Origin of the sequence: Streptomyces sp. 6N223 (assembly GCF_052246635.1) — a bacterium.
Taxonomy (GTDB): Bacteria; Actinomycetota; Actinomycetes; order Streptomycetales; family Streptomycetaceae; genus Streptomyces.
Window position 1 is genome coordinate 206,291 of the sequence record NZ_JBQQCA010000002.1, and the last position, 19,823, is coordinate 226,113.

17 protein-coding genes, 2 tRNA genes and 3 pseudogenes are annotated in these 19,823 nt (G+C 72.1%); 11 read left to right on the forward strand and 11 right to left on the reverse strand.

Annotation, left to right across the window (positions count from 1 at the left end; translation table 11 throughout):
* Window positions 1-29: 29 nt before the first annotated feature.
* A complete protein-coding gene (locus tag ACTWQH_RS02660) occupies window positions 30-827 on the forward strand; it encodes a S1 family peptidase (protein WP_443284695.1) in 798 nt (265 codons plus the stop codon).
* A gap of 189 nt (window positions 828-1,016) precedes the next feature.
* Here the strand turns inward: ACTWQH_RS02660 and ACTWQH_RS02665 are convergent, their stop codons facing one another.
* Entirely contained in the window at window positions 1,017-2,630 is a 1,614-nt protein-coding gene (locus ACTWQH_RS02665; RefSeq protein WP_443284624.1) for a glycoside hydrolase family 43 protein, read from the reverse strand.
* Window positions 2,631-3,106: 476 nt separating this feature from the next.
* Between ACTWQH_RS02665 and ACTWQH_RS02670 the strand changes: the two are divergent.
* The 4 genes and pseudogenes from ACTWQH_RS02670 to ACTWQH_RS02685 all read left to right on the forward strand — a co-directional run.
* Window positions 3,107-3,217: pseudogene (locus tag ACTWQH_RS02670) on the forward strand (carbohydrate ABC transporter permease); the annotation flags it as partial.
* 15 nt (window positions 3,218-3,232) lie between these two features.
* Window positions 3,233-4,354: a non-reducing end alpha-L-arabinofuranosidase family hydrolase gene (locus tag ACTWQH_RS02675; protein ID WP_443284696.1), complete on the forward strand. Its 1,122-nt coding sequence runs from the start codon at window positions 3,233-3,235 to the stop codon at window positions 4,352-4,354.
* 493 nt (window positions 4,355-4,847) lie between these two features.
* Window positions 4,848-5,228: pseudogene (locus ACTWQH_RS02680) on the forward strand (transposase family protein); the annotation flags it as partial.
* Window positions 5,229-5,263: 35 nt separating this feature from the next.
* Window positions 5,264-5,572: an aromatic amino acid lyase gene (locus ACTWQH_RS02685; RefSeq protein ID WP_443284625.1), complete on the forward strand. Its 309-nt coding sequence runs from the start codon at window positions 5,264-5,266 to the stop codon at window positions 5,570-5,572.
* Between the two features lie 196 nt (window positions 5,573-5,768).
* Here the strand turns inward: ACTWQH_RS02685 and ACTWQH_RS02690 are convergent, their stop codons facing one another.
* Complete coding sequence (locus ACTWQH_RS02690; RefSeq protein WP_443284626.1) at window positions 5,769-6,557, reverse strand: YceI family protein; 789 nt, start codon at window positions 6,555-6,557, stop codon at window positions 5,769-5,771.
* A 228-nt stretch (window positions 6,558-6,785) separates the two neighbouring features.
* On the opposite strand from ACTWQH_RS02690, the gene ACTWQH_RS02695 reads away from it, so the two are divergent.
* The 4 genes from ACTWQH_RS02695 to ACTWQH_RS02710 all read left to right on the forward strand — a co-directional run bounded on the left by ACTWQH_RS02695 (window position 6,786) and on the right by ACTWQH_RS02710 (window position 11,257).
* A complete protein-coding gene (locus ACTWQH_RS02695; protein ID WP_443284627.1) occupies window positions 6,786-8,342 on the forward strand; it encodes an ATP-dependent DNA ligase in 1,557 nt (518 codons plus the stop codon).
* Between the two features lie 200 nt (window positions 8,343-8,542).
* Complete coding sequence (locus ACTWQH_RS02700; RefSeq protein WP_443284628.1) at window positions 8,543-9,625, forward strand: L,D-transpeptidase family protein; 1,083 nt, start codon at window positions 8,543-8,545, stop codon at window positions 9,623-9,625.
* 70 nt (window positions 9,626-9,695) lie between these two features.
* On the forward strand, window positions 9,696-10,673 hold the full coding sequence (locus ACTWQH_RS02705; RefSeq protein WP_443284629.1) for a ketopantoate reductase family protein: 978 nt from the start codon (window positions 9,696-9,698) through the stop codon (window positions 10,671-10,673).
* Between the two features lie 113 nt (window positions 10,674-10,786).
* Window positions 10,787-11,257 (forward strand): hypothetical protein, encoded by a 471-nt coding sequence (locus tag ACTWQH_RS02710; RefSeq protein ID WP_443284630.1) that lies wholly within the window; start codon window positions 10,787-10,789, stop codon window positions 11,255-11,257.
* On the opposite strand, the gene ACTWQH_RS02715 is transcribed toward ACTWQH_RS02710, so the two are convergent.
* The 5 genes and pseudogenes from ACTWQH_RS02715 to ACTWQH_RS02735 all read right to left on the reverse strand — a co-directional run bounded on the left by ACTWQH_RS02715 (window position 11,254) and on the right by ACTWQH_RS02735 (window position 17,432).
* Window positions 11,254-12,087, reverse strand: coding sequence for a class I SAM-dependent methyltransferase (locus ACTWQH_RS02715; RefSeq protein WP_443284631.1), 834 nt, complete (start codon window positions 12,085-12,087; stop codon window positions 11,254-11,256). The genes ACTWQH_RS02710 and ACTWQH_RS02715 overlap by 4 nt on opposite strands.
* Before the next feature lie 43 nt (window positions 12,088-12,130).
* Window positions 12,131-12,454, reverse strand: a pseudogene (locus ACTWQH_RS02720) (DUF6256 family protein); the annotation flags it as partial.
* Window positions 12,455-12,497: 43 nt separating this feature from the next.
* Window positions 12,498-12,746, reverse strand: coding sequence for a DUF6186 family protein (locus ACTWQH_RS02725; protein ID WP_443284632.1), 249 nt, complete (start codon window positions 12,744-12,746; stop codon window positions 12,498-12,500).
* Between the two features lie 33 nt (window positions 12,747-12,779).
* Window positions 12,780-16,304 carry a substrate-binding domain-containing protein gene (locus ACTWQH_RS02730; protein WP_443284633.1) on the reverse strand — a complete coding sequence of 1,175 codons (3,525 nt, stop codon included), beginning with the start codon at window positions 16,302-16,304 and terminating at the stop codon, window positions 12,780-12,782.
* A gap of 156 nt (window positions 16,305-16,460) precedes the next feature.
* Window positions 16,461-17,432 (reverse strand): pectate lyase family protein, encoded by a 972-nt coding sequence (locus ACTWQH_RS02735; protein WP_443284634.1) that lies wholly within the window; start codon window positions 17,430-17,432, stop codon window positions 16,461-16,463.
* Between the two features lie 217 nt (window positions 17,433-17,649).
* On the opposite strand from ACTWQH_RS02735, the gene ACTWQH_RS02740 reads away from it, so the two are divergent.
* Window positions 17,650-17,868, forward strand: a complete 219-nt coding sequence (locus tag ACTWQH_RS02740) for a DUF2277 domain-containing protein (protein WP_443284635.1) — start codon at window positions 17,650-17,652, stop codon at window positions 17,866-17,868.
* 24 nt (window positions 17,869-17,892) lie between these two features.
* Here ACTWQH_RS02740 and ACTWQH_RS02745 read toward each other — a convergent pair whose 3' ends face one another.
* The 4 genes from ACTWQH_RS02745 to ACTWQH_RS02760 all read right to left on the reverse strand — a co-directional run bounded on the left by ACTWQH_RS02745 (window position 17,893) and on the right by ACTWQH_RS02760 (window position 19,099).
* Complete coding sequence (locus tag ACTWQH_RS02745; protein WP_443284636.1) at window positions 17,893-18,042, reverse strand: hypothetical protein; 150 nt, start codon at window positions 18,040-18,042, stop codon at window positions 17,893-17,895.
* 65 nt (window positions 18,043-18,107) lie between these two features.
* The gene (locus ACTWQH_RS02750; RefSeq protein ID WP_443284637.1) at window positions 18,108-18,413 is read right to left on the reverse strand and encodes a hypothetical protein; all 306 of its coding nucleotides are present in this window, start codon (window positions 18,411-18,413) and stop codon (window positions 18,108-18,110) included.
* Between the two features lie 377 nt (window positions 18,414-18,790).
* Window positions 18,791-18,863, reverse strand: a tRNA-Arg gene (locus tag ACTWQH_RS02755).
* A gap of 143 nt (window positions 18,864-19,006) precedes the next feature.
* A tRNA-Ser gene (locus tag ACTWQH_RS02760) sits at window positions 19,007-19,099 on the reverse strand.
* Between the two features lie 197 nt (window positions 19,100-19,296).
* Between ACTWQH_RS02760 and ACTWQH_RS02765 the strand changes: the two genes are divergently transcribed.
* A complete protein-coding gene (locus ACTWQH_RS02765) occupies window positions 19,297-19,752 on the forward strand; it encodes an SSI family serine proteinase inhibitor (RefSeq protein WP_443284638.1) in 456 nt (151 codons plus the stop codon).
* The last annotated feature ends 71 nt before the right edge of the window (window positions 19,753-19,823 follow it).

Sequence of the window (19,823 nt, forward strand, 5' to 3'; positions counted from 1 at the left end):
TCGATTGACGACTCCTCCAGAGAGGCATGGTGTTTTCGTTGAGACGACGCACCCGCATACGGGCGCTGCTCGCCATGATCGCCGCGGCCATCGCCGTCACCGGCGTCCTGGCCACGCAGGCCGCAACCGCTGACTCCCCGTCCACCCGCATCGTCGGCGGCACCGTCACCACCACCGACCGGTACCCGTACGTGATGCAGATCACGGACTCCACCCAGAGCCAGTTCTGCGGCGGCACCCTTGTCGCGCCCAACAAGGTCGTCACCGCCGCGCACTGCGTGGACTGGATCAGCGCCGAAGAGACGCGCGTCATCGGCGGACGCACCTACCTCGACGGCAGCGACGGCACCGTCAGGCGGGTCACCGACACGTGGATCCACCCCAACTGGATGCCGGACAAGTACCGCAACGACGTCGCGGTGCTGACGCTGGCGAAGGACATGCCGTACGAGCCCATCCCGTACGTCTCCGCGACCGCCAAGCCGTACGCCGTCGGCGCGGACGCCCGCGTCCTGGGCTGGGGCACCACCCGTGAGAACGGCCCCTCCTCCAACCGCCTGCGCACCGCGCTGGTCCCCGTCGTCTCCAACGCCGACTGCAAGGACAGCTACCCGGTCCTGTTCAACAGCACCGCGATGGTCTGCGCCGGCCTCCCCGAGGGCGGCGTCGACACCTGCTCCGGCGACAGCGGCGGCCCGTTCGTCATCAACGGCCGCCTCGCCGGCATCACCTCGTGGGGCAACGGCTGCGCCCGCGAGGGGTACCCGGGCGTGTACACCCGCCTGACCACCTTCTCGGACCTGGTGACCGAGCAGATCAACTCCTGATCGGCTCGTGATCACCTGCTGATCGCCTTCTGAGCGAACGCGCGACGGCCCAGGCCATCTGACCTGGGCCGTTGTCGTGGCCGGGGCCTATGATGCGGGCCCGGCTGAGAAGGAGTTGACGCCTTGGCACCGTCCATCGATGAGTGGCGCACCGCGCCGTTCGGCTGAGGGCCGGACTGCATCGGATGGTCAGGGCGTGCTCACCTCGAAGCGTTCCACCAGCACTTCGCCGCCGAGGGCCTGGGTGGCGTGGTTGAAGACGGCGAAGCGGTAGCCCATGAAGAACTCCCACGCGTCGTTCATGGTGAAGGCCGGTCCGAGCGGGGTGAAGGTGGTGCCGTCGGTGCTGAAGGAGAACGTCGCCTGGCGGCCCGGCCCCGGGTTGATGTCGGCGGCGGCGCGCAGCCAGACGCGGCTGCCGGGGAGGTCGGCGCCGGCCTGCTCGGTGCCGGTGCCGCTGGTGCTCCAATCGGCGTTCATGGTCAGGCCGTCGAACATCACCAGCCTGCTGACGCCGTCCTGCCGCGTGACGCCGATCCAGGCGGAGGAGTCCCGCAGCATCGCCAGCCCGGCCCGGTCGCCGTCCGCCATCCCGGAGCACTCGAGCACGACGGTCGCGGTGGAGGTGGGGCCCTGGATGCGGCGGGTGAGGGTGTTACGGGCGCTGTAGAGGTCGTCGGTGACGGTGGCGGTCCTGAGGGTGAGCCCGTTGTCGACGGTGAACGCGGCGGTGTCGGGGTTGTGGTTCCACTCCCAGTACGGCGCCAGCGCCGTCCCCTCGAAGGTGTCGGCGCCGGTCATCGGCGGGAGCGGGTGCGGGGTGACCGGGTAGGGGTATGTCCCGCCCCACGCGCCGTCGACGGTCTGGAGCTCGGGCCAGCCCTCGGCGTTCCAGATGACCGGGGCCAGGGCGGGGACACGGCCGCCGGGGTAGGCGTCGATGAAGCCCATGTAGTACCAGTCGCCGTTCGGGGTGTCGACCAGCGAGCCCTGGTGCGGTACGCCGCCGCCGGGGATCGGGCCGGGCAGGTCCCACAGCACCTCCCGCATCTCGTACGGGCCGAAGGGGCCTGAGGTGGACTTCCAGACGTACTGGCCGTTGGCCGGGCGGGTGACGAAGATGTAGTAGTTCCCGTTGATCTTGTAGAAGCGGGAGCCCTCCATCAGGCCGAACTCGTCCGGCTTGGTGAGCACGTGCTCGTCCCTGACCTCGGTGAGCATGTCCGGGGCGAGCTGCGCGACATGGATCTCGTTGGCGCCGTACGCCACGTACGGGGTGTCGTCGTCGAAGAGCAGCCCCGCGTCGTAGTAAACGCTGCCGATCTCGGCGTGCCGGGTCCAGGGGCCCGCCGCGTCGGTGGCGCTGTAGACGTACGACCGCTGCCAGCCGATCTGGCCCACCCAGTAGAAGGTCTCGTCGCTGGGGCGGTGGCGCATCGTGGACGCGTAGGTGCCCTGGACGTAGGCCCGTCCGCCGTTGAGGTCGTAGGCGTCGCCGAAGTCGAGGACCGGCACCGAGTGGCCGATGAACTCCCAGTTGACCAGGTCGTAGGAGCGCAGGACGGGCGCGCCCGGCGAGTAGTGCATGTTCGAGCCGGTGTAGTAGTACGTGTCGCCGACGCGGATGACCTCGAGGTCGGCGAAATCCTGCCAGATCACCGGGTTGGTGAACTGCTCCTGCTGGGCCGTCGTGCCCGCCGCCGCGCGCATCACGCCCATCGCCGGCAGCGAGCCTCCCGCGACCAGGCCGGCGCTGGCCCCCATGACTCTCCGGCGGCCGTGGGGCTGTTGGAGCCAGGACATACGAGATCAGCTTCCTCACGCGTGGGGGACCGAGAGCCGAAGGTGCGGAGCGGTGGGTGCTCCCCGCAGTAGCGGGGAACACCCCCTCATCGAAGCGCTTCGATACTCAGCCAGGGTCCTGCTTCTGTCAAGAGATCGCGTGGCAACGGCTTGCGGTGCCCGCTGGAACCCGTCGGTAACGTTGCCAATTCCCCTCGAACTTCTGCCGCAAGGCTTGTGCGCTCCGCTGAGGGCTCCTAACCTCAGCCAGGCGTCGAAGCGCTTCGATCATTCATCTTACGTATCACGGACCTTGGATTTTGCGATGAAGCAGAGCCATGGAGGGTCGCTGACGTCATGCCGAACCCACGCTCCGGGCTCAGCCGGAGAGGTTGGAGAAGCTGCCGCTGCGGAACGTGCTCTACCAGATCGTCGTAACGCCGCCAGCGGCCCGCCGGCATGTCGGAGATGATCGCCAGCGGCAGGTGCCTAGCCGCGCCGCGCAGGCCGCCGTCATGATCCTCGCGCTGCTGCCCGTCGCCGTCCTCTCCCTCTTCGTCCAGCGCCACTTCAAGAAGGGAGTGCTCATCGGCGCCATCAAGGGCTGAAACGTAGCGCACCACATCGACAGTCCGGACAGCCTCTGGCGGAACGAGGCCGACCGGAACCGCTTGCTCTGGAATCAGTCAGGCACTAGGAGTCCCCCCATGCGAATAGGAAGAATCAGCCGCGGGCGTCTGTCCGCGATGCTCACCGCCGTGGTCGCGGCCCTGGTCGCGGTGGCGGCGTTGCTCGTCGGCAACACGGCTCAGGCGGGCACCAGCGACACCAAGCAGTGTTCTCTTCCATCGACGTACAACTGGTCCTCGACGGATGCGCCGCTGGCGCAGCCGGCCAACGGGTGGGTCTCGCTGAAGGACTTCACCAGTGTCGTCCACAACGGCCAGCACCTGGTCTACGGCTCGACCGTCGACGAGTCCGGCGCGTACCACTCGATGGGCTTCGCTCCCTTCACGGACTGGCCGGACATGGCCTCGGCCCCCCAGACCCAGATGAACGTGGGCACGGTGGCGCCCACGCTGTTCTACTTCGCGCCCAAGGACATCTGGGTGATGGCGTCCCAGTGGGGTCAGTGGCCCTTCTTCTACAGCACCTCCACCGACCCCACCGACCCCACCAGCTGGTCCGAGCCCCAGGAGCTGTTCACCGGCAGCATCCCCGACAGCGCCCCGCTCGACCAGAGCCTGATCGCTGACGACGAGAACATGTACATGTTCTTCGCCGGCGACAACGGCAGCATCTACCGGTCCAGCATGCCGATCGGGGACTTCCCCGGCAGCTTCGGCTCCTCCTACGAGACCATCATGACCGACACCAGGGAGAATCTGTTCGAGGGGGTGGAGGTCTACAAGGTCGAGGGCCAGGACCAGTACCTCATGATCGTCGAGGCGATAGGCAACGGCGCGCGCTACTTCCGCTCCTTCACCGCCTCCAGCCTCGACGGTGAGTGGACCCCGCAGGCCGCCACCGAGGACAACCCCTTCGCGGGCAAGGCCAACAGCGGCGCCACCTGGACCAACGACATCAGCCACGGTGACCTGGTCCGCCACAACCCCGACCAGACCAAGACCATCGACCCCTGCAACATGGAGTTCCTCTACCAGGGCCTGCCCCTCGGCACACCGCCGGACACTGACTACGGCATGCTGCCGTGGCGGCCGGGCCTGCTTACCCTGCAGCAATGACCAGCCGGATCCACGGTGATCGCCATGTGGTGCGGTCCACCGACGAGTAGACGAGCGGTTTACGCCGTGGGCAACGTCACCCGCTGACCGATACCCACCGCCTTGAAGAACCCCAGCCGCCCGTCGGCCGGGGTTCCTCTCTTTCGTGGACTCCCCGGCCATCAGCGAACGACCCGGACACCCACGGAACATGATCAAGCCTGCGTACGGGACCGGGTGGTGGTCCCGTACGCCCCGATCGTGTGGTCAGCGGGGGCCGAGCTGGCCGGTGGTCACGGCTGTGATGAAGGCAACGGCGGACCCGGCACGCGCGAGGGCGTCGAAGCGTACCTCCGGCACTGAGATGTTTCCAACCCGCTGACGGGCAGCGTTGGTTGGTGAGGGCCCGCCCCCGGTTGCACGACGTGGTGAAGCTCCTGGTAGACGAGTTCGCGACCAAGATCACTCGCTGTACCAGGAGCTTCGTCGTGCTTGTCTACCCATCCGGGATCGATCTGTCCAGCTCATCCCTGCGGCACCTGGCCGGCTCGTGTGGGCCTCACCCGCGCTGCCCGGCGCGGTCCACGACATCCGCGCGGCCCGCACCCACGGCATCATCGACACGCTGACCAGCGAGGACGTCCCGTGCTGGGCGGACAAGGCGTACCAGGTCGCTGGTGGAACGCTCCGCGTCCCCTACCGCGGCCGGTGGGAGACGCTCTCCACCGGCCAGCAGGCCCACAATCGCTCCCACGCGAGGATACGAGCACTCGGCGAACAGGCCGTCGTCACGCTGAAGTCCTGGCGGCTGCTGCGGAAGCTGCGGTGCAGCACCACCCGCATCACCAACCTCGTCAAAGCCATCCTCGCCCTCCACCTGGCAAGCTCAAACTGAGGTTGGAAACGGCTCATGTGGAGATCCCCGGACCCGTGCCGTGCGAGATCGCAGCGGAGGAACTACTCCAGCGGCGGTCAGCCGAACGCGGCGGCATGCGCGGCGCCCAGGAGGTCGGCACCGACTTCACGCCCGCCGTGCCGAGGTTCGGCTCCGTCGGCGCCAGCGGCGACCTGATACCACTGGGGTACGCCGTGCAGGCGCTGCGCGGGCGCGGGCGGGCGTACGTCGGGGGCGAGGCGTTCCCGGCTGACGAGGCGCTCAAGCGGGCCGGGCTCTCGTGCCGCTGCCGCTGTCGCTCGACGGGCGCGACGCGCTGGCCATGGTCAACGGCACCTCGCTGACCGCTGCCGCCGCCGCGCACGCGGGGGCGCGACGCCGACGGCGCCGGGGTGCGCGGCGTTCCTGGAACGGCTGTGCGCGCTGGTGCCGGCGATCGATCCGGACCGGACGCTGGACGCCGACGTGCGGCGGGCGGCGGACCTGCTGGACGAGCTGGCGGAGGCCGAGCCACTGGAGGGGCTGGAGGGGTTGGAGGGGCTATGAGGACTTGACCGCCTGGATGTCGAGCTCGACGCGGATGGTGGGGCCCACGACGGCGATGCCGGCCGCCAGCATCTTGCGCCAGTTGAGGGTGAAGTCCTCGCGGTGCAGCTCGGTGCCGGCCCGGCAGGCGGCACGGGCCTCGCCCTCCATGCCGGTGCCCTTGCCGAGGTAGACGGCGTCCAGCCGCACGGTCCTGGCGACGCCGTGCAGGTCGAGCACGCCCGCGACCGACCAGCGCGAGCCGCCGCGGTGGGTGAAGCGATCACCGGTGAAGCGGAGCGTGGGGTAGTGGTCGACGTCGAGGAAGTCGGGGGAGCGCAGGTGGTCGTCGCGCATCCTGACGCCGGTGTCGATGCTGGCGGCCTCGATGACGACCTCCAGCTGGGAGGTGGCCAGCGGATCGCCGACCCAGATGGCGCCTTGGAAGGCGTTGAACCGACCGTGCACGTCGCCCAGGCCGATGTGGCGGGCGATGAAGCGGATCGCGGTGTGGGCGGGGTCGATGTCCCAGCGGCCGGGGCCGGGCAGCGGCGAGGGCGGGGCGACGTCGAGCCGGATGGGGCCGGCGGCGGCGCAGCCGCTTTCGTCGATGCGGACGGGGGAGCGGTGTGGCTGGAAGCCGTCGGCGGTCACCGCGAGCTGGTAGTCGCCGGGCGGCACCGTGGCCTGGTACTGCCCGTAGGGATCGCTGGTGCCGCGCGCCACCGGGCGGCCGTCCGCGCCGATGAGCGCGACCTCGGCCCGCTGCATCGGCAGGCCGACCGGGTCGAGCACCTCGCACATCACCCGGCCCGCACCGCGTGGGATCGGGAACGCCTCGGGCCGCACTCGAGCCGGGCCGCCGCTGCGCCGCCATCTTGATCGTCCGAAAACTCGCACTCGCACACTCTCACAGCTCGCGCCCGCCGCCACTCCTGCACCAGGCGACAATAGAATGCGCATCCTATCTGTGAACAGACGATTAGCCGCCAATTCCGGGCGGGAAAGGACAGGTCCGGTCATGATGGGGTCATGTTGATGGCCGATCTTGCCGCGACCTCCCGCGAGGTGGCGGGTACCGCCGCCCGCTCCGCGAAGATCGCCGCACTCGCACGGCTCTTCGCCCTGGCGGAGCCGGAGGAGGCGGAGGTGGTGACCACCTACCTCGCCGGGCGCTTGCCGCAGCGACGGATCGGCGTGGGGTGGCGGGCGCTGGGCGAGGCGCGTGCGGCGGGCGTCGCGGCGCCGGAGGTGCCCACGCTGACCGTGCCGGCGGTCGACCGGGCGCTGGAACGCATCGCGGCCGTGAAGGGGAAGGGCTCGGCCGCGGAACGCCGGCGGCTGCTGGGCGAGCTGATGGCGGCGGCCACGGAGGAGGAGCGGGACTTCCTGTTCCGGCTGATCAGCGGCGAGCTGCGGCAGGGCGCGCTGGACGCGCTGGCCGTTGAGGGACTGGCGCAGGCGGTCGGCGCGGCGCCGGAGGAGGTGCGGCGGGCGGTGATGCTGGGCGGCTCGCTGGGCGCGGTGGCGCGGGCGGTGCTGGCCGAGGGCCCGGCGGCGCTGGGCGAGTTCCGGCTGGTGGTCGGGCGGCCGGTGCAACCGATGCTGGCGCAGAGCGCCGTCGATCTGGACGAGGCGCTGGACCGGCTGGCCCGGCAGGTCCCCGGGCCGGTGGCGGTGGAGGAGAAGCTCGACGGCATCCGGGTGCAGGTGCACCGGGACGGGGAGGAGGTGCGGGTCTACACGCGGACGCTGGACGAGATCGGGGCGCGGCTGCCGGAGGTGCGGGCGGCGGCGATGGAGCTGGCGGCGGAGCGGGCGGTGCTCGACGGGGAGGTGATCGCGCTGGACGCGGCGGGGCGGCCCAGGCCCTTCCAGGAGACCTCGGGCCGGGTCGGCACGCTCGCGGGCGCCGGGGGCCTGCCGCTGACGCCGGTCTTCTTCGACCTGCTGGCGGTGGACGGGCGGGACCTGCTGGACCTGCCGGGCGGGGAGCGCAACGCCGAGCTGGCGCGGATCGCGCCCGAGCCGCGGCGGGTGCGGCGGGTGGTGGTGTCGGACCCGGCGGACGCCGGGGAGCGCGAGGCGGCGCGGGAGTTCGCGCGGCGGGTGCTGGAGCGGGGGCACGAGGGCGTGATGGTGAAGGCGCTGGGGGCGGCGTACAGCGCGGGGCGGCGGGGCGCGGCGTGGCTGAAGGTGAAGCCGGTGCACACGCTCGACCTGGTGGTGCTGGCCGCCGAGTGGGGGCACGGGCGGCGCACGGGGAAGCTGTCGAACCTGCACCTGGGAGCGCGGCGGGAGGACGGCGGCTTCTCGATGCTCGGCAAGACCTTCAAGGGGCTGACGGACGCCATGCTGGCGTGGCAGACGGAGCGGCTGCGGGAGCTGGCGGTGGGCGAGGAGGAAGGGGGGTGGGTGGTGCGGGTGCGGCCGGAACTGGTGGTGGAGGTTGCGTTCGACGGCGTGCAGCGCTCGCCGCGCTACCCCGAGGGTGTGACGCTGCGGTTCGCGCGGGTAGTGCGGTACAGGGAGGACAAGTCGGCGGCGGAGGCGGACACGGTCGCGTCGGTGCTGGCGCTGCTGCGCTGAGGCCCCCGCCGAGTTGGCCGAGGCCGTCGAGGCCGATCTCGCAGAGGCCGATGCTGTTTCGTCGCGGCATCGTTATGGGAGATGGGCAACGAACCTGGGGGTTCGGGCGGTCTTTACCAGTGAGGGCCGTTGGGACAGAGTTTTCCCAGTGGCATTGTGTTACTTCAGGGGGATCACGCATGCGCACCGCTCTTCACCGCATGTCTTTCACATGGCTCGTCTCGCGCAGGGCGCGATCGGGCGTCGCCGCCGTTGCCGTGGCGGCGACGCTGCTGCTGGCCGGGTGTTCGCCGGACAACGAGTCGGCCGCCGCCGAGCCGACGGGCCCGGCCGCCGAGGAGTCGCAGGACCCTGGCGGCGAGGCCGAGGAGCCGCAGGCGGAGGAGACCGAGCCCGCCGAGGAGATCCTCTTCCGGTTCGGGGACACCTCCGACCAGGTGCGGGAGCTCCAGGCCCGGCTGGCGCAGCTGGAGTTCTTCACCGCCCAGCCCACCGGGTACTTCGGCGACATCACCCTGGGCTCGGTCTCGGAGTTCCAGCGGGCGGAGGGCATCGAGGTCACGGGGGACGTGCCGGAGTCCACGTGGGAGGCGCTGACCGGGCAGACCACGATGCCCACCGAGGAGGAGATGTTCCCGCCGCAGCCCGTCATGGACTACGGCGAGTCCTCCAAGCAGGTGCGGGAGCTCCAGGCCCGGCTGGCCCAGCTCGGCCACTTCGAGGAGAACCCGACGGGGTACTACGGCGACGTCACCACGGCCGCCGTCACGGCGTACCAGGAGGCGGCCGGCCTTGAGGCCACCGGCACGGTGTACGAGGACACGTGGGAGGCGCTGACCGGCGAGACCACGATGCCGACGCAGGAGGAGATGTACCCGCCGGTCGACGTGCCGGACGCGCAGCCCGCGCAGGAGCTGGACGAGCGATGCCTGACGGGGCGCGTGCTGTGCATATCGAAGACCTCCTCGACGCTGTCGTGGGTCATCGACGGCGAGGTGGAGATGACGATGGACGTCCGCTTCGGCGCCGAGGAGACGCCCACGCGCGAGGGCGAGTTCGCGGTGTACTGGAAGTCGCGCCACCACCACTCGACGATCTACGACTCGCCGATGCCGTACGCGATGTTCTTCGACGGCGGCCAAGCCGTGCACTACTCGGAGGACTTCGCGGTCAACGGGTACAACGGCGCCTCCCACGGCTGCGTCAACGTCCGGGACGAGGCGGCGATCGCCCAGCTCTTCGACGAGGTGAACGTGGGCGACAAGGTCATCGTGTACTGGTGATCGGCGTGTACTGGTGATCGGCGAACGGTGATCGTGTACGGGTGAGCGGGCTCCGGCCGATAATTGGCCAATGCGCTACATCATCATCGGGGCAGGAGCGGTCGGCGGCGCCATAGGCGGGCGGCTGCACGAGAGCGGGCACGAGGTCGTGCTGGTGGCGCGCGGCGCGCACCTGGCGGCGTTGCGCGAGGGCGGGCTGCGGCTGCGGACCCCGGAGGGCACGCTGACGCTGCCGGTGCCGGCGGCCGCCGGTCCCGAGGAGGTGGCTCCGCGTCCCGGCGACGTGCTGGTGCTGGCGGTGAAGACGCAGCAGGCCGTGGCGGCGCTGGACGCCTGGGCGCCGTACGCCAGGGCGGCCGGCGGCCTGCCGTTGCTGTGCGCGCAGAACGGCGTGGCGGGCGAGCGGCTGGCGCTGCGGCGCTTCGATCAGGTGTACGGCGTGTGCGTGTGGCTGCCGTCGCAGCACCTCGAGCCGGGCTCGGTCGTCGCGCCGTGCGTGCCGCTGACCGGGATGCTGCACCTCGGGCGTTACCCGGAGGCCGCCCCCGACGAGACGGCGCGGGCCATCGCCGGCGACCTGGAGAAGTCCCGCTTCCTGGCGCCGGTGGTGCCGGACGTGATGCGGTGGAAGCACGCCAAGCTGCTGCTGAACCTGGGCAACGCCGTGGAGGCGCTGGTCGGCCGGGCCGGGATGGCCGAGGCCGGCGCGGTGGTGCGGCGCGCCCGCGCCGAGGGCGAGGCCGTGCTGGCGGCGGCGGGCATCCCCTACGCCGGCCAGGACGAGCAGGACGAGTTGCGCGGCGGGAGGATGGAGATCCAGCCGATCGAGGAGTACGGCGGCGGCTCCTCCTGGCAGAGCCTCCGGCGCGGCTCCGGCTCCATCGAGGCCGACTACCTCAACGGCGAGATCGTGCTGCTCGGCCGCCTCCACGGCGTTCCGACGCCGGTCAACGAGGCGCTGCGGCACGCGGCCAACGCCGCCGCGGCGGCCGGCCGCGAGCCGGGGTCGATGACGCCGGCCGAGCTCGCGGCCCTCGTGGGCGCCTGACCGCGCGTCCCGCGGTCCCGCCTCCCAAGGGCCCCACGGGCACCGCGATGTGCGCGCGGCCGGTACGGTGATCCCCATCGATCTCCGGTCAACTTCCCGAGGGGGAGGGGAACGTGAGCAGCAGTCAGCCGCGCCGCGTGCTCGACGCGCGGGTCGTCGCCCTGGTGGCGGCGGCCCTGGTAGCCATGGCGGCGGGGGTGATGGCGGGTATCCAGCTCTCCTCCGACGAGTCGCCGCCGGAGAACCGCGCGGCCCCCAGCGCCCCGCCGCGCCCGGAGTTCTCCCTGAGCCCCAAGCCGGAGACCACCAGCCTGACCCCGGCCTCGCCCGACGAGAGCCTGACCGAGGTCTCGCCCCTCCCCGAGCCCACCAGCGAGTCCCCTGACCCCTCGCCCAGCCCTTCGGGCGGCGAGACCGCCCTGCCCTCGGCGCCGCCCTCCGCCCCCGGCCAGGAGCCGGGCGCCAGCCCGAGCGTGGACGTGGACGAGGAGTTGCGCGCGTGGTGTGAGATGGCGGAGCCGAACGACTACTGGGGCAGCGCCGAGATGCGCCAGATGTGCGAGGAGCGGTTCGGGAGCGGCTAGCGGGTGGCGCGCAGCGAGTACATCAGCGGGACGCGCGGCTGCCCGGCCGGGAGCCGGAAGCCGTAGCCGCCGTCGGAGTCGTCCCAGCGCAGCGACTCGTAGCGCCCGAAGAGCGTGTAGTCGAACTCGTGGAAGAACTCGATCCGCAGCCCGGCCCCGGCGATCGCATTGATCAGGTCGCCGAGCGTGTGGTGGAACTCCACGTGCTGCGCCTTCGTCAGCTGCGGCCCGTCCGTGTAGGTGTACGGGAAGTCCTCGACGTGCGGCTCGTCGCAGAAGTAGTCGTGCGTCACGCGGTGCCCGGTCTCGTCGTCCAGCATGTCGGTCACCGGGTGGAACTCGACGAGGTACAGCGCCCCGCCCTCCTTCAGCAGCGAGGCCACCACCTCGGCCCAGCGGGTGAGGTCGGGCAGCCACACCAGCGCCCCGACACCCGTGTAGACGATGTCGAAGCGCTCCCCCGCCAGCGCGGCGGGCGCCCCGTACACGTCCGAGACCACGAAGCGCGCCCGGTCGGCGACCCCGATGTCCGAGGCGAGCGAGCGGGCGGTGTCGATGGCGGGTGCCGAGAAGTCGACGCCGGTGACGCGCGCCCCGAGCCGCGCCCAGGAGAGGGTGTCCAGACCCATGTGGCACTGGAGGTGCACCAGGCTCCGGCCCGCGACCTCGCCCATCTCCCCGGGCTCGAAGGGCCGCAGCGTGGAGGAGGGCTTGGCGCGGAAGCCCGGCAGGTCGTAGGTGGCGCTCTGGGCGTGCACCCGCGTCCGGTCGTCCCAGTTCTCGCGGTTGATCCGCTGCCAGTCGATGCCGCTTCCGGCGGTCTCGGTCATGCGCTGACGGTAACTCCCGCCGCCGGGCGCCGCGTAGCGGTTTTCGCCGGGTGCGCCGGTGGCGTTCGACGAGCCAGGAGGTGGCGAGGAAGAGCGGCAGGGCCAGGCCCATCAGCATCGCCGAGCCGGTGACCGCGTTGACGAGGAAGTCGCTGCCGACGCGCGCGACGGCGTAGTAGTAGCCGAAGACCACCACCATCAGCAGCAGGTAGCCGCCGAGCATGGTGGCGGCCACCTGGCGGATCAGGCCGCGCCAGCCGCGGCGCGGGCGTCGCGCCGCCGCCAGCCTCGGCTCGGCGGCCGTCGTGGGCCTCGCCGCCAGGCCGAACGCCAGCAGCCCCATCACCAGCGTGTACCCGGCGAGCATGATGACGACGATCTTCGGAACGCTCACGCCGGCCCGCCGCCGCTCACTCGATGGGCCCCCGGAGCAGGAAGTGCCAGCCGCGGACGAACGTGTGCCACCCCCACCACAGCCACGCCGCGAACAGCGCCCAGCGCGCCAGCGGATAACGCATCACCGCGTCGATGGCGTCGCTCAGCGTCGGATAGCCGTCCCCGGAGCGGACCAGCCCGATCCCCTCCCAGACGAACAGCGCCCCGAAGAGGGCCGCCCACACCAGATAGCCGATGACAGGATGCTCTGATTGCTGCGCCATTCCCCCATAGTCCGTCAAAATGGGGCATAACGCCTACGATGCGTCGCGGTAGGCGTGCGGCGCGATGCCGGTCACCTTGCGGAAGACGCGGCTGAAGTAGGCGCGGTCGTGGAAGCCGACCGCGCGGGCGATGGTCTGCACGCTGTCGTCGCTGCGCTGCAGCCGCTCCTTGGCCCGGCGGATCCGCAGCCGGGTGAGGTACTCCCACAGCGTCACGCCGAGCTCGCGGTGGAAGAGCCGCCCGAGGTGGTCCTCGCTGACCCCGGCGGCCTGCGCCACCTGCCAGCGGGAGAAGCGGTGCCGGTAGTGCTCCTCCAGGTACGCCAGGGCGTGCCGGACCGGCGCGTAGGTGCGCTGCGCCATCGGGTCGGTGCGGGCGCGGTGCAGCATCGCCGCCAGCAGCCGCGCTGTCTCGGCCTCGGTGAGGATGTCCCGGCCCAGCAGCACCACCCCCGGGTGCCGCTCGGCGCGGCGCGCGTCGGCGAAGGTGAAGCCGTTGCCGCTGAGCATCAGGACCGGGATGCCCTGCTGGCCGGTGGTCTCGCTCAGGCGTTCCACGAGCTCGAAGCCGTCCATGTCGGGCAGCGCCCGGTCCACGATGAGCAGGCCGGGCGGGTCCTCGGCGAGGAGCGCGCAGGCGGCCGTGCCGTCGGCGGCGGCCCGCACCGGGCGGCCGGGGAGTACGCCGGTGAGCAGCACGCGCAGCGCCTCCCGTGAGTGCTCCGAGGCGTCGACGATGAGGGCGGGCTCGGCCAGGCCGAAGGGGCGCAGCGCCCGCAGCGCCTGGCTCAGGTCGGCCAGCTCCGCGCCCTCCATGAGCCCGTAGAGGAGGAAGGGGGTGTGCCGCAGCGCGGGGTGGTCGTGGAGGCGGCTGATGGTGGCCCAGTCCTGCGGGGTGGCGCCCTCGGTGTCCCAGGCGACGGCGGCGGGGCCGGGCTCGCTGGTGAGGGAGGCGATGTCGTCGTCGGGGTGGAGCGGGTGCGGGATCAGGCCCTCGCGGCGGGCGAGGGCGGCGATCTCCTCGGGCAGCCCCGGCGGCACGGGCTCCTCGCGGTCACGCGTGTCGCCGCACGTGTCGCCACGCGTGCCGCCGTGCGCCGCCGCGAGCAGCACCCTGCGGCGTTCCCCGGGCGCGGCCGGGGCGGCGGGCGGGCCGGTGGGCTCGGCGGGGGTGGGGAGGGGAAGTTCCACGTGAAACCCCGGCGTAGTCGCGCCGTCACCGCGCAGCAGCGTGACCGAGCCGCCGTGCAGCACGGCCAGGCGCCGGGCGATGGCCAGGCCCAGCCGGCTGCCGCGCTCGCCGGACGCGAAGGGCTCGAAGAGGCGTTCGTCCTGCCGTGCGAGGCCGGGGCTGGTGACGCGGATGTGGAGCCGGTCCACGCCCGCCTCGGCGGCCAGCTCGGTCGTTACGCCGGCGGCCGGCCCGGCGTTCGGCCCGGGGCCGTGGGCCGACGCGGCGGCCGACCCGGCGGCCGACCCGGCGGCGGTGAGCAGGCCGCGCACCATCTGCCGCAGCCTCGTCGCGTCGGCGCGCAGCGCGGGCAGGCGGCGCGGCAGCGACAGACGCCAGCCCGGCCGCGCCAGGGCCGTGAACGCCTCTTCCAGCAGCGGTCCCGGGTCGAGCAGGCGGCGGGTGAGGTCCAGGGCGTCGATCTCGGACCGGCTGAGGTCCAGCAGGTCGTCGATGAGCCGCAGCAGGCGTTCGGCGTCCTCGGCGGTGGCCGGGTCCCGGCCCCGGGTGTGCCGCAGGATCGTCTCGACCGGGGTGCGCAGCTCGTCGGTGACGTTGTCCAGCAGCCGGGTCTTGAACCGGCTGGCCTGCTCGGCCGCGTCCCGCGCGCGGCGTACCTCCTCGAACAGCCGGACGCCCTTGAGCGCGGCACTGATCTGGTCGCCCAGGGCCCGGTAGAGGGCGCCGTGGCGGGCGGCGAACTGGCGCGGCCCGGCGTCGAAGAGGGCGAAGCCGAGCTGCTCCTCGCCGATGTGCAGCGGCTCCAGCACGGCGGTGAAGCGGCCCTCGCGGGGCGGCCTGAGGAGGCGGCGCGGGCCGCCCTGACCGGAGCCGGAGCCGGAGCCGGAGCGGGAGTCGTCGCCGTCGCCCTGGCCGTCGCCGTCGCCGTCGCCGTCGCCGTCGCCGTCGCCGTCCAGCATCAGGCGGCAGCCGGGGACGCCGAGGCCGGGGAGGTGGCGGGTGAGGGCGTCGCGTATCGCCCCGGTGTCGGTGACGGTGGTGAGGGTGGTGCCGAGCTCGCGCAGCCGCCGCGACTCCTGCTCGCGGGTCCAGCGCTCGTACTCCAGCAGGCGGTAGGACTTGTCGGCCACCAGCAGCCGGGCCTGGCCGAGCAGCCGCTCGGCGCGCGGGGACGCCGCGTGGCGGGCGCGCAGCCGCAGCAGGGCGCGGTCCCAGGCGGCGACGTCCTCGAAGCTCTCGATCCACCGGTCGAGGTGGCGTTCGAGGAGCCCGAGGAAGCCGATGCCGTGCGGCGCGGCCAGGTCGGCGCGCAGTGCCTCGCTCAGCTCGGCCGTGGCCTCCGGCAGCCGCACCGGCGCGTCGTCGTCCGCGATCCCCGCCTCCGGCTCGGGCCCGCCCTGGGTGACCAGCGGCGAGTGGCAGCCGCAGGAGCGGCGGGTGACGAGCGTGCCGGGCACGGCGCGGCGGCCGGGCGGCTGGTCGCCGCGCAGCCGGGCGAGCAGCGTGTCCACGGCCAGCGCGCCGAGCTCGGCGAAGGGCAGCGCGACCGAGGTCAGCGGCGGGTCGGCGAGCCGCGCCTCCAGGGAGTCGTTGAAGCTGATGACGGCGACGTCCTCCGGCACGCGCACGCCCCGCTCGGCCAGGAAGCGCAGCGCGTCGGCGGCGAGCACGTCGCTGACGGCGACGACGGCGTCGAAGTCGTGGCCGGGCCGCAGGCCGCGCACGTCGACCAGGACCCGCATGGCGGAGGCGCCGGCGCTGTTGGCGAAGTCGACGGAGGCGGCGACGAGCGCGCCGTCGTGCGGGATGCGGTGGCGGGAGAGGGCGTCGGTGTAGGCGCGGTAGCGGTTGACGGAGACGGGGTTGGCCAGCGGGCCGCGCAGGCAGGCGAGGCGGCGGCGGCCGTGGGCCTCGACGAGGTGGCCGACGGCCCTGCGCATGCCGGCGTCGGAGTCGAGCAGCAGCGTCTCGTGGTCGGGGTGGTCCTCGCCGAGGGCGCGGTTGAGGCTGACGACGGGGAGGGCGGCCAGCCGGCGGGTGAGGCGTTCGGCGCGCTCGTCGTCGGGGGCGGGCAGGCCGAGGGTGGAGGTCCAGCAGATGGCGCCGTCCAGGTGCAGCGGCCCCGCGGGGCCGCCCACGCGGCCGACGCCGCCGATCAGGTCGTAGAGGGCGTTGCGCGGGGCGCCGCCGGGGCGCAGCGCGTCACCGGGGAAGCATACGAGATTGACGTCGTTGCGCTCGGCCGCCTCCAGCACCCCGGACCACAGGGTGGCGCCGACGCCCAGGTGAATGTTTGCCGTGACGAGCCCGACGGTGGGCCGGGTCCGTCTCGGCGCCCGCGCCGCTGCGGGCCCGCGTTCCGCCATGGGGGCTCGCCTCGCTCGCTCCTTGGAGACGCTTGACGCGCGAGGACGATAGCGGCAGGCCAATGCCCGGACAAGGCTGTCGGCACCGCAACGCCAATTGCTGGCTGCCTTGTCCGGGCCGGCCTGTGCGACCGGAGTGGGTCGGGCTAAAGGGGGTCAGATGTTCCCGACGCCCGCTCCGGACGACACGATCGAGGGGATCTGGTCGGCCGGGTCGAGGTTGTAGCTGTAGGACGGGTCGCTCACCGAGCCGCCCTGCTGTCCCTCGCCGGAGTTGTCGAAGACGTTGTCGCGGGCCACCAGGGCGCCCCCGGGCGAGTCGCCCTCACCGAGGTGGAAGGGGTCCTCGGTGTCCAGGAAGTAGTTGCCCTCGACGAGCACGCCGGCGTCGATGGTGGAGGCGACGCCGTAGCTGCCGACGCCGTCGTAGAAGTTGTTGTAGACGTGCACCGGGTTGCCGAAGCGGACGCGCGGGTTGCGCTGGCCAGTGCCGTCGAACCAGTTGTGGTGGTAGCTGACGTGCAGCTTGCCGGAGTCCTCCGAGCCGTTGCCGTCGTCGTGGCCCAGGAGCATGTTCTTGTCCTGGTCGTGCATGTGGTTCCACGACACGGTGATGTTGTCCGAGGCGCGCTTGATGTCGATGCCGCCGTCTGCGGCGCCGCTCACGTCGTTGTGGTCGATCCACACGTTGGTGGAGTACTCCACGTTGATGGCGTCGTCGTTGGAGCCGGTGAACGTGAGGTTCTGGATGACGACGTTGTCGGCCTCGCTGACGTTCAGGGTGGCGCCGGATATGCCGCCGGACGTGCCGGAGCCGACGATGCTCTTGTTGGAGGTCACGTCGACCGAGTCGCCGAGCGCGATGTTGCTGGTGACCTCGATCTGCAGCGCGCCCTCGGTCTCCAGCGCCGCGACGAGCTCCTCCTCGCTCGCCACCTGGACCACGTCGCCGCCCGCGCCACCGGTGGCGGCCGCGCCGTAGCCCTCTGGGGTGCCGACCTGCAGTGTCTCCGCCGCCTCGGGCTCGGCGGCGGCGCCGTTCCACGCGGTGAGCCCGCCGACGGTCGCCGCGGCGGTCACCACCGCGACGGCGCTGCCCAGCCTGAACCGTGCGCTCGTCCTGCGCATGGGAATCTCCATCCGAGTGTGGGGGTCTCTGTGGGGGGTGTGGGATTGTGCGGTGTGTGGGGGTCTTACGGTCACCGATCCCGAACCCGTGCCGCGGCTCTCGGCAACGTTCGGGTAGGCACTGGCACGATGCTAGGGCGGGCTCTGTGGACGATGACGGTCGCTGTGTGGACTATGACGCGGCCCGCCTGTCAGTGCCGGGTGCGAGACTGGCCGTATGTGCCGCAGCATCAAGACACTCCGCCCGCCCGCGACGCCCGAGGTGACCGATGAGGACGTGCGCGCGGCGGCCCTGCAGTTCGTGCGGAAGGTGAGCGGCTTCCGCGCCCCGGCAGCGCACAACCGGGAGGTGTTCGACGAGGCGGTGGACTCGATAGCCGAGGCCACCCAGCGCCTGATGGACGGCCTGCGCGTGCGCGGCTCCACGCGGACCTGAGCGCGCCGCCGCGCCGCCGCCCCGTCACACGGCCCGCGCCCGCCGCCGCGGCGCGGGCGGCATGCCCTGCCGCCGCTGCTGCCGCTGCCGCTGCTCCTCGTCGTCCTGCCGCTGGGGCTTCTGCTGGTGCCTCGGCGCCGCGCCGGCCTGGTCCCCGGCCCCGTGCCCCCGCACGCCGGCATACCCCTCTCCGGAGCAGCGGGAGCACGGCATGCGCGCGTCCCCCTCGTGGTGCCTCGCTATCCCCACCCCGTCGTCGCCACACCCACCTCACGGCCCTCCCCCCGCTCACCCCCGTAGCACTGCGCGCACGCCTCGTGCCGCACCTGCCGCAGCTCCCGGTCGCGGTCGTACACGTAGACCGCGCACACCGACCCGTCGCACCCCCGCGTCGGGCACGGCGCGTTGGCCCGCTGCACCGCCGCCGCCGGCAGCCAGCGCGGCACCCACGCACACCGCAGACACGGATACGGAAACGACCCCTCCTCCCCGAACAGCACGACGACGGTCTTCTCGGCCTCGCAGGAGGGACAGGCGTATGCCATGGCTTCCCAGCTCTCCGCATCGGGGACGCATCGCGGAAGGCTCAACGGCCTCCCACTCACGGCAACGAGGCAAACGCCCTCAGCGCACGGCCTGTCCGCTAATCCGAACGAAGAAGCCCCGTTCCGATCACGGCGTGCCGTCGGCGGACGTGGAGTCGGGCAGCCGAACGCCTCCGCGCGGGGCTGCACGGTCCGGTCCCACGATCTTCGGCACACCTGCCCATCGCTCCTACACGGGCAAGGCAGGCCACCCAAATGATCATGGAAGCCCGGGGCCATCCGCGCCGTCACCCGAACGGACGCACAGCGTGACACCATCAGCCACATGGGTAAGCAAAAGGCCCTGTCGATCGTGCGACAGGGCCCTTCAGCAGGAGCGCGCTCGGAGGGATTCGAACCCCCAACCTTCTGATCCGTAGTCAGATGCTCTATCCGTTAAGCTACGAGCGCTCAGCCCGTCCGCAGGGGTTGGGCTGGGATGCGGCACCAGCGTACATGACCCTGGGGCGCGGGTGAAATCCATTGTTCGCACCCGCTCTGAGCAGCGCAAAGGCCCTGGCGAGCGGCCAGGGCCTGCGAGGTGCTGGAGAGGGTGGCGGAGGCTCCGGGATTTGAACCCGGGATGGGGGGTTACCCCAAACCGCATTAGCAGTGCGGCGCCATAGACCAGACTAGGCGAAGCCTCCTCGCACAGCAGCGCGAACGCCGGGTGCGTGCAAATGATGCCACAGGCCCGAGGGACGCAGCCAATCGGATTCCACCCTAAGGGGGGAACACGGTCGCGTGGAGTTGCGCAACGGACGGCGTCGGGGAGCGTTAGCAGGGAGGGGCGGCACTTTCGCCCCTCCCGTCACCCCATGAACGCCACCCCACGGAGCACCCCATGCTGCACAGATCCCTCGCCCTCGCGCTCGCGACGGCCGCCGCGTCCGTCTCCGGCCCCGCCGCCGCCGCCGTCGCCCTCACCCCCGCCGGCTGGCCAGCGCACGGCGCGGCCGCCAACCACCTCGTCATCACCATCACGGAGAGTGGCGAGACCGACGGCACGTACGAGCTGTACTGCGACCCGGCCCGCGGCTTCCCGCACCCCGAGCCGCTCGAGGCGTGCGATGCCCTCCACCGCGCCGAGGAGGAGGCCCCCGGCGGCGACCCGTTCGCCCCGGTCCCCGACGACGCCCTGTGCACCTACATGTACGGCGGCCCGGCCGTCGCCCAGGTCGAGGGCACCTGGCAGGGGGAGCCGGTCAACGCCCGCTTCGAACGCAGCGACGGCTGCGAGATCGCCCGCTGGGACCGCCTTGTGCCCGCCCTGCCCCGGATTGCGGGTGATCGGGCCTGAACGCGGGTGAATCGCTTCTTTCGAACGGACCGCCGCGCCCGGGAGTGCTGCCCGTAGACTCCCCTCTAATG

Bases quoted from the DNA above. Each gene is read 5' to 3' on its own strand.
- ACTWQH_RS02665 (WP_443284624.1), bottom strand. From the start codon at position 2,630: ATGTCCTGGCTCCAACAGCCCCACGGCCGCCGGAGAGTCATGGGGGCC.
- ACTWQH_RS02690 (WP_443284626.1), bottom strand. From the start codon at position 6,557: ATGTGCGAGGTGCTCGACCCGGTCGGCCTGCCGATGCAGCGGGCCGAG.
- ACTWQH_RS02695 (WP_443284627.1), top strand. From the start codon at position 6,786: ATGTTGATGGCCGATCTTGCCGCGACCTCCCGCGAGGTGGCGGGTACC.
- ACTWQH_RS02700 (WP_443284628.1), top strand. From the start codon at position 8,543: ATGTCTTTCACATGGCTCGTCTCGCGCAGGGCGCGATCGGGCGTCGCC.
- ACTWQH_RS02705 (WP_443284629.1), top strand. From the start codon at position 9,696: ATGCGCTACATCATCATCGGGGCAGGAGCGGTCGGCGGCGCCATAGGC.
- ACTWQH_RS02715 (WP_443284631.1), bottom strand. From the start codon at position 12,087: ATGACCGAGACCGCCGGAAGCGGCATCGACTGGCAGCGGATCAACCGC.
- ACTWQH_RS02725 (WP_443284632.1), bottom strand. From the start codon at position 12,746: ATGGCGCAGCAATCAGAGCATCCTGTCATCGGCTATCTGGTGTGGGCG.
- ACTWQH_RS02730 (WP_443284633.1), bottom strand. From the start codon at position 16,304: ATGGCGGAACGCGGGCCCGCAGCGGCGCGGGCGCCGAGACGGACCCGG.
- ACTWQH_RS02735 (WP_443284634.1), bottom strand. From the start codon at position 17,432: ATGCGCAGGACGAGCGCACGGTTCAGGCTGGGCAGCGCCGTCGCGGTG.
- ACTWQH_RS02740 (WP_443284635.1), top strand. From the start codon at position 17,650: ATGTGCCGCAGCATCAAGACACTCCGCCCGCCCGCGACGCCCGAGGTG.
- ACTWQH_RS02750 (WP_443284637.1), bottom strand. From the start codon at position 18,413: ATGGCATACGCCTGTCCCTCCTGCGAGGCCGAGAAGACCGTCGTCGTG.
- ACTWQH_RS02765 (WP_443284638.1), top strand. From the start codon at position 19,297: ATGCTGCACAGATCCCTCGCCCTCGCGCTCGCGACGGCCGCCGCGTCC.